This is a genomic window from Pseudomonas reactans, assembly GCF_013385825.1.
GTDB lineage: Bacteria > Pseudomonadota > Gammaproteobacteria > Pseudomonadales > Pseudomonadaceae > Aquipseudomonas > Aquipseudomonas reactans.
In genome coordinates, this window is the sequence record NZ_JACAPG010000005.1 from 270,548 (window position 1) to 279,969 (window position 9,422).

Annotated in this window: 1 protein-coding gene; it reads left to right on the top strand. The window is 63.2% G+C overall.

Annotation, left to right across the window (positions count from 1 at the left end):
* Positions 1–79: 79 nt before the first annotated feature.
* Positions 80–9,422, top strand: a 9,343-nt coding sequence (locus HX868_RS06045; protein WP_177002247.1) for a non-ribosomal peptide synthetase, incomplete at its 3' end; no start/stop codon positions are given.

Here is a 9,422-nt window from a genome sequence, read left to right on the forward strand (position 1 = left end):
CTAATTTTTCCTTCTCCGGTTCGTTTTATAGGGACGACGTGCCTTTGTGCTTCCCGCCTATTGCTCCGGACTCCAAGAAATGAATGCTGAAGACTCCTTGAAACTTGCTCGCCGGTTTATCGGGTTGCCCCTGGAAAAACGCCAATTGTTCCTGCAGGCCTTGCAGAAAGAAGGTGTGGATTTTTCCCGGTTTCCGATTCCGGCAGGGGTGGAAGCGGAGGATCGCCAGGCGCTGTCCTATGCACAGCAGCGCATGTGGTTTCTCTGGCAGTTGGACCCGGCCAGTGGCGCCTACAACTTGCCCGGCGCTGTACGCCTCAAAGGCACGTTGAGCCTGGAAGCGATGGAGCAAGCGTTTGCGAGCCTGGTCGCACGGCATGAAACCCTGCGCACGGTCTTCCAGCGCCAGGCCGACGAGCACCTGTTGCAAGTGCCGACGGGGACGTCATTGGCCGTCGAGCAAGTCGATTTCAGCCACCTCGCTACCGCCGAACGCGAACAGGCCGTCAACGACGCCGCGATCCGTCAATCGCTGCTGCCGTTCGACCTGGAAAACGGCCCGTTGCTGCGCGTGCAATTGCTCAAGCTCGACACGCGGGAGCATGTGTTGCTGCTGACCCTGCACCACATCGTCTCCGACGGTTGGTCGATGAACGTGCTGATCGAGGAGTTCATCCGCTGCTACGACGCCCATGAGCGCAATGAAACACCGCAACTGCCGGCCTTGCCGATCCAGTACAGCGACTATGCCTTGTGGCAACGTCGCTGGTTGGAAGCGGGTGAGCAGGCTCGACAATTGGAGTATTGGCAGGCGCGCCTGGGCGATGAGCACCCGGTGCTGGAGCTGCCCACGGACCGCCCACGCCCGGCCATGCCGAGCTACCAGGGCACGCGCCATAACTTCGCGATCGAACCCGCGCTGGCTGCACAACTGCGCAGCGTTGCGCAAAAACACAACGTTACCCTGTTCATGCTGTTGCTCGGCGCGTTCAACGTGCTGCTGCATCGCTATACCGGGCAAGGCGACATCCGCGTCGGCGTGCCAATCGCCAACCGTAACCGTACTGAAGTCGAAGGGCTGATCGGCTTTTTCGTCAATACCCAAGTGCTGCGCACCGAGCTGAGCGGGCAAACCCTTGTCACTGAGCTGCTGCAAAGCATCAAGGAGCATGCACTGGGCGCCCAGGCCCATCAGGAATTGCCGTTCGAGCGCCTGGTGGAGGCCCTCAAGGTCGAGCGCAGCCTCAGCCATACGCCGTTGTTCCAGGTCATGTACAACCATCAGCCGGTGGTGGCCGACATTGCGAGCGTCAGCACGGCCTCCGGTCTGGAGCTGTCGCTGGTGGAGTGGCAAGGCCGCACCACTCAGTTTGACCTGACCCTGGACACCTATGAAAAATCCGGCACCCTGCACGCCGCGCTGACCTACGCCAATGACCTGTTCGACGCGGCGTCCATCGAGCGCATGGCCGGGCATTGGGTGCGTCTGTTGCAGGCCATGGTGGCCGACGGTACGCAGCGCATCGGTGAACTGCCGATGCTGGATGCCGATGAGCAGCAAGTGCAGGTCCACACCTGGAACCAGACCGCCGAGGTTTACCCGACCGAGCGCGGCATCCACCACCTGATCGAAGACCAGGTGCAGGCCACGCCCGACGCGCCCGCGCTGTTGTTCGGCGCCACAGCGCTGACCTATGCCCAGCTCAATGCCCGCGCCAACCAGCTGGCCCATGCCTTGCGCGAGAAGGGCGTAGGTCCGGACGTTCTGGTCGGCATCTGCGTTGAGCGCTCGATTGAAATGGTGGTCGGTCTGCTGGCCATTCTCAAGGCGGGTGGCGCCTACGTCCCGTTGGATCCTGAATATCCTCAGGAACGCCTGGCCTACATGATCGAGGACAGCGGCATTCGGTTGTTGCTCAGCCAGCGCAGCCTGTTGCCAAACCTGTCTGTCGAGGGCATTCAGGTGATTGCCCTGGACCAGCCCGCCAACTGGCTCGATGGCTACAGCACCGACTCGGCAAACGTCACCCTTCACGCGCTGAACCTGGCCTACGTGATCTACACCTCGGGCTCCACCGGCAAGCCCAAGGGCGCCGGCAACAGCCATCGCGCGCTGGTCAACCGCCTGTGTTGGATGCAGCAGGCTTATGGCCTGGATGCCAGCGATGCGGTCCTGCAGAAAACCCCGTTCAGCTTCGACGTTTCGGTGTGGGAGTTCTTCTGGCCGCTGATGACCGGCGCACGCCTGGTAGTTGCAGCGCCCGGCGAGCATCGCGAACCGGCTCGCCTGATCGAGACGATTGGGCAGCACGGCATCACCACCTTGCACTTCGTGCCCTCGATGCTCCAGGCGTTTATCCATGAGCCGGGTGTGCAAGCGTGCACCCGCCTCAAGCGCATCGTGTGCAGTGGCGAAGCCTTGCCGCTGGATGCGCAATTACAAGTATTTGCCAAGTTGCCCCAGGCCGGTCTGTTCAACCTGTACGGCCCGACCGAAGCGGCCATCGATGTGACTCACTGGGCTTGCGTCGACGAAAGCGCCGACAGCGTGCCTATCGGGCGCCCCATCGCCAACCTCGGCACCTACGTGCTCGATGCCCAGCTCAATCCGGTCCCCGCTGGCGTCAGCGGCGAACTGTACCTGGGCGGCACTGGCCTGGCTCGCAGTTACCATCGACGTCCGGCGCTCACTGCCGAACGTTTTGTACCGAGCCCCTTCGGCGACGGTGCGCGCCTGTACCGCACGGGCGACCGCGTGCGACAGCGCACCAACGGCGTCATCGAATACCTCGGCCGCCTCGATCATCAGGTCAAGCTGCGCGGCCTGCGCATCGAGCTGGGCGAAATCGAGACGCGCCTGATGCAGCACCCCTCGGTGCGCGAAGCCGTGGTGTTGGTGCAAGGCGGCAAGCAACTGGTGGCCTACCTGGTGCTGGAAGACCAGGCGCCGGTCGATCTCAAGGCCTGGCTGCTCAGCAGCCTGCCGGAATACATGGTGCCGACCCATCTGGTGCACCTGGCCAAGCTGCCGGTAACCGCCAACGGCAAACTCGACCGCAAGGCCTTGCCAGTGCCGGACGCCGCGCCACAGCAGGCCTATGTCGCACCGGAAAACGACCTGCAGAAAGCCTTGGCAGCGATCTGGAGCGATGTGCTGGGTGTGGCGCAGATCGGCCTGGAAGACAACTTTTTCGAGCTGGGCGGTGATTCGATCATCTCCATCCAGGTAGTCAGCCGTGCGCGCCAGGCGGGTATTCGCCTCAGTCCACGGGACCTGTTCCAGTACCAGAGCGTGCGCAGCCTGGCGCTGGTGGCAAGCTTCGAGCAGGCGATGGTCATCGACCAGGGGCCGGTCACCGGCGAGGTGATCCTCACGCCCGTGCAACACAGCTTTTTTGAGCAGGCAATCCCCGTGCGTCAGCATTGGAACCAGTCGTTGCTGCTGACGCCACGGGAACCCCTGGAGTCTGCGCGCCTTGAAGCCGCTTTGACTCAACTGATCAACCACCACGACGCCCTGCGCCTGCGGTTTGTGCAACAAGCTGGCGGTTGGCAGCAAACCCATGCCGAACAAGTGACAACGCCCGGGTTGTGGCAAACCCAGGTCGCTGACGACGCTGAGTTGGCCGCACTCTGCGACGAAGCCCAGCGCAGTCTCGATCTTGGACAGGGCCCTTTGTTGCGTGCGGCCTTAATCACGATGGCCGACGGCGCTCAACGTTTGCTGCTGGTGGTGCATCACCTTGCGGTGGATGGCGTATCCTGGCGCATCCTGCTTGAAGACCTGCAACAGGCTTACCGCAAGGTCGCATTGCCAGCCAAGACCAGCGCCTACCAGCGGTGGGCGCAGCAGTTGCAGGCTCACGCGCAGACGCTGGATGACCAACTGCCGTACTGGCAGGCCCAGACTGCGAGCGCCGATCTGCCGTGCGATAACCCCCAGGGCGGTCTGCAAAACCGTCTGGGCAGCAAAGTCGAAATTCGCTTGAGCACCGAACAGACCCGTCAACTGCTGCAAGACGCCCCAGCGGCCTATCGCACCCAGGTCAACGACCTGCTGCTGACTGCACTGGCGCGTGTCATCAGCCGCTGGAGCCAACAGCCCGGCGCGCTGATCCAACTGGAAGGCCATGGCCGCGAAGATCTGTTCGACACCGTCGACCTGAGCCGTACCGTCGGCTGGTTCACCAGCCTGTTCCCGGTACGCCTGCAAGCCGATGGCGAGCTGTCGGCTGTAATCAAATCGGTGAAAGAGCAACTGCGCGCCGTGCCGCACAAGGGCATCGGCTACGGCCTGCTGCGCTATCTCGGGGCGCCTGAGGCCCGCGAAGCCCTATCGAGCCTGGCCGCGCCGCGCATCACCTTCAACTACCTGGGCCAGTTCGACCGCCAATTCAACGAGTCGGCGCTGTTCGTTCCGGCGACCCAGGGCAGTGGCCAGGCCCAGGACCCGGAGGCGCCGCTGGCCAATTGGCTGACGGTGGAAGGGCAGGTGTATGGCGGCGAATTGGCCCTGCAATGGGGGTTCAGTCGCGAGATGTTCGACAGAGCAACTATCCAGCGCCTGGCGGACGATTACCAGCAGGAACTGCTGGCGTTGATCGCGCATTGCATCGACCCGCAGCACGGCGGCCTGACACCGGCCGATGTAAGCCTGGCGCACCTGACCCAAGCCCAGCTGGACGACCTTGCGCTGCCTGCACGGAGCGTGCAGGACCTGTATCCACTGTCGCCCATGCAGCAGGGCATGTTGTTCCACAGCCTCTACCAGCAGGGTGAGGATGACGTCTATGTCAGCCAATTGCGCGCCGACGTGCAGGGGCTGGACGTGGCAGCATTTCAAGGCGCCTGGGAGCAAGTGCTGGCACGGCATGACATGTTGCGCACCGGCTTTGTCTGGCAAGACGACCAGGGCCAGGCCCTGCAGGTGGTGCATCGCCAAGTCAGCTTGCCCTTCATCGAATACGACTGGCGCGACCGTCCGAATCTGCCGGCGGCCCTCGACAGCCTGGCCGCCGAGCACCATCGCCAGGGCTTCGAGCTGGCGAGCCCGCCGTTGCTGCGGGTGGCGCTGGTTCGCACGGGTGAAGACCGCTGGCACTTGATCTACACCAGCCACCACATCCTGATAGATGGCTGGAGTAATGCCCTGGTCCTCAATGAAGTGCTGCAAGCCTGCAAGGGCCGGGCGCTGCCGCCGGTAGGCGCGGCGTTTTCCCAGCATATTGCTTGGCTGCAACAGCAGGACCCTGCGGTGGGCGAAGCGTTCTGGCGCCAGCGCCTGGTGCAGTTGGAAGAACCGACGCACCTGGCACGTGCTGTGGCCAAAAGCGCCGCGCACACGGGTGACGAATACGGCGAACTGCTGTGTGAGTTGGATGCCATTCAGACTCGGCGCCTGACCGCTTTCGCCCGCGCCCATCAAGTGACCCTCAATACCCTGGTGCAGTCGGCGTGGTTGTTGCTGTTGCAGCGCTACACGGGTCAGTCCAGCGTCGCCTGTGGGGTCACGGTATCCGGGCGCCCGGCGCAGCTGGCGAATGTCGAGCAGCAGGTCGGCCTGTTCATCAACACCTTGCCGCTGATTGCCGCCGCCAGCCCGGCGCAAAGCGTCAGCGATTGGGTGCGTAGCGTTCAGGCATTGAACCTGGAAATGCGTGACCACGAACACACGCCGCTGTTCGACATCCAGCGTTGGGCCGGCTCGGCCGGTGAGGCGCTATTCGATACGTTGGTCGTGTTCGAAAACTTCCCGGTGGCCAAGAGCCTGGAGCCGTCGGGGGAGAGCGGCTTGCGTTTCAGTGCTGTGAGCCATCAGGAGCGCACCAATTACCCATTGACCCTCACTGTGCAGGGCGGCGAGCACCTGAGCCTGCACCTGGAATACTTGCGAGCCGAGTTTGCCGCCGACGCGGTGCAGCATATCGGCGCCTATTTGCAGGGCCTGCTGCAGCAATTTGCCAATGCGCCGGAACAGGCCTTGGGCGCCGTGCCGTTGCTGCTGGAACACGAATACACCCGCGTGCTGCAAGACTGGAACCCGCGGGGTGTTGCTCAGCCCGCCAAGGCCAGCGTATTGCAACGCTTCGAACAACAAGCGGCATTGCACCCGGAAAACACTGCGCTGATCCTGGATCAGCAGCACATGACTTACACCGACCTCAACGTGCGCGCCAACCGACTGGCCCATCGCCTGATCGAGTTGGGCGTCAGCGCCGACAGCCTGGTGGGTGTGGCGGTGGACCGCTCTCTGGAGATGATCGTCGGCTTGCTGGCGGTGCTCAAGGCCGGCGGCGCTTATGTGCCGCTGGACCCGAAATACCCAGCCGAGCGCCTTCAGTGCATGATCGAGGACAGCGGTCTGCAATGGCTGCTGACCCAGCAGCCGTTGGTGGAGCAGTTGCCGCTCAGCGAGGATCTGACCCTCGTTTGCCTGGAAACCGGGGTCGACTGGCTCGTCGATTACAGCAGCGAAAATCCATCGTCCAGCACGCAGCCGGCCAACCTGGCCTACGTGATGTTCACCTCCGGTTCTACCGGCCGGCCAAAAGGCGTGGGCATCGATCTGGGCGCCCTGGCTCGGCATGTGGAAGTCTTCACCGAGTTGTTTGCGTTGCAAGCCCATGACCGTGTACTGCAGTTCGGTACGTTCAATTTCGACGGCTTCGTCGAGCAACTCTACCCGGCGCTGTGCTGCGGCGCGGCGGTGGTGCTACGTGGCGGCGACTTGTGGGACAGCGACACCTTCTATCAACAGCTGATCGAACACGATATTTCCGTGGTCGACCTGACCACGGCCTACTGGCTGCTGCTGGTGCGCGACTTTGCCGACCGGGGCCCGCGTGACTACGGACGTCTGCGCCAACTGCACATTGGCGGCGAAGCCATGCCGCCTGAAGGCCTGAATGCCTGGCGTGCAGCAGGCCTGCAGGCTGTGCGCCTGCTCAACACCTATGGCCCCACCGAAGCCACGGTGACCGCCACCGCCTTGGACTGCGCTGCTTATGTGGATGGCCGTGAAGCCTTGCCGTCGATGATGCCGATTGGTCGCGTGCTGGATGGCCGTGCCATCTACCTGCTGGATGCCAACCTCAACCCGGTGCCGGTAGGTGTGGCGGGCGAATTGGTCATCGGCGGCCCGTTGCTGGCACGGGGTTACTTCAATCGTCCGGACCTGACGGCCCACCGCTTCATTCCTGATCCGTTCTGTAACGACGGCGCTGGTCGCCTGTACCGCACCGGTGACCTGGCCCGTTACCGTGCCGATGGCATGATCGAGTACGTGGGGCGGATCGACCATCAGGTCAAGGTCCGTGGTTTCCGCATCGAACTGAGCGAAATCGAAGCGCGCCTGCTGGCCCAGGCCAGTGTGCGCGAGGCGTTGGTCATCGCCGCGGACAACCAGTTGGTGGGTTACGTCGTGGCCACTCAAGCGCTCGACGAATCCCGACAAGCCGAACTGCGCGCCCAGCTCAAGGCCGTGCTGCGCGAGGAGCTGCCGGACTACATGGTACCGGCGCATCTACTGGTGCTGGAGCGCCTGCCTCTGAGCCCCAACGGCAAGGTCGACCGTGCCGCGCTGCCCAAGCCGGATGCCAGTCAGTCGCTGGCCGAATGGATCGCGCCCGTGACTGAGCGGGAGCAACGCATCGCTGCCATCTGGGCCCAGGTGCTGGGTGCCGAGCGGGTAGGGCTCAACGATCACTTCTTCGAAATGGGTGGTCATTCGCTGCTCGCCACGCAGGTGGTGTCTCGGGTGCGTCACGGCCTGGGCATCGAAGTCGCGCTCAAGACGTTGTTCGAACAGCCCGTGCTTGGCGACTTTGTCAGCTGTCTGGGCGACGTCCAGGGTTCGGCGCCGGCGCTGGTAGCGGTAGACCGCACCCAACCCTTGCTGCTGTCCTACGCCCAAGAGCGTCAGTGGTTTCTCTGGCAGCTGGACCCGCACAGTTCGGCCTATCACGTGCCCAGTGCGCTGCGCTTGAAAGGTCCGCTGGACCAGGTCGCCCTGCAACGTGCCTTCGATACCCTGATGACGCGCCACGACAGCCTGCGCACACACTTTCAGCAAGAGGCCGACCGTACGGTACAAGTGGTCAGCCCGCAGGCACGGATCGAACTGGTGTTAGAACCCACCGATGAGGCCCAGCTCAAGACCAGGGTTGAAGCGCTGGTAGCCCGACCTTTCGACCTGCGCCAGGGGCCGCTGATGCGTGTGAATCTTCTGCGCCTGGCAGCAGAGGAGCATGTGCTGGTCCTGGTGCAGCACCACATCATCTCCGACGGTTGGTCCATGCAAGTGATGGTCGACGAGCTGGTGCAGCTCTACGCCGCCTATAGCCAAGGCCAGGCGCTGCAATTGCCGGCGATGCCGATCCAATACGCCGACTACGCAAAATGGCAGCGCGACTGGATGGAAGCTGGGGAGAAAGCGCGCCAGCTCGATTACTGGTGCGACCTGCTTGGCGGTGAGCAGCCGGTGCTGGAGTTGCCGTTCGATCACCAGCGTCCGGCGGTGCCGACCCATCGGGGCGCACGCCTGAATATTGCGCTGCCGACCGCGCTGGTCGACAGCCTCAAGGCCCTGGCACAGCGCGAAGGTGTGACACTGTTCATGGTGCTGCTGGCTTCGTACCAGGCGTTGTTGCATCGCTACAGCGGCCAGCAGGACATTCGCGTCGGCGTGCCGATTGCTAACCGCAATCGAGTTGAAACCGAGCGGTTGATCGGCTTCTTCGTCAATACCCAGGTGCTCAAGGCCGATGTCGACGGGCAGACCACGGTTCGCCAGCTACTCACCCAGGTCAAACAGCGCGCGCTGGAAGCCCAGGCGCATCAGGATTTGCCGTTCGAGCAACTGGTCGAGGCCCTGCAACCCGAGCGTAGCCTGAGCTTGAGCCCCTTGTTCCAGGTCGCGTTCAACCACCACATCAGCCTGGCCGGCGAGCATTTGCAGCGCCTGGCGCAGCTGGACATGAGCCCGGTGAACTGGGATGAAACCGCTGCGCATTTCGACCTGATCCTGGACATCGAGGAGTCCGGGAACCAGCTCGGCGCATCGCTGAGTTATGCCACCGATCTGTTTGCACCGGCGACCATCGCGCGCATGGCCAGCCATTGGCAGAACCTGCTGCAGGCGATGGTTGCCGATCAACAACAGCCCATCAGTCAATTGAACCTGCTGGGCGAGGATGAGCGGCAGCACATCCTGCGATTGTGGAACCAGACTGACGCTGGCTTCTCGGCCGAGCGTCTTGTGCATGAGTTGGTGGCTGACCGCGCCAAGGAAAATCCGGATGCGATCGCGGTCAAATTCGACGCGCAAACCCTTAGCTATGGCGAGCTGGACAGCCAGGCCAACCGCCTGGCCCACGCCTTGATCGCCCGTGGCGTCGGCCCGGAAGTGCGCGTGGCGATCGCCA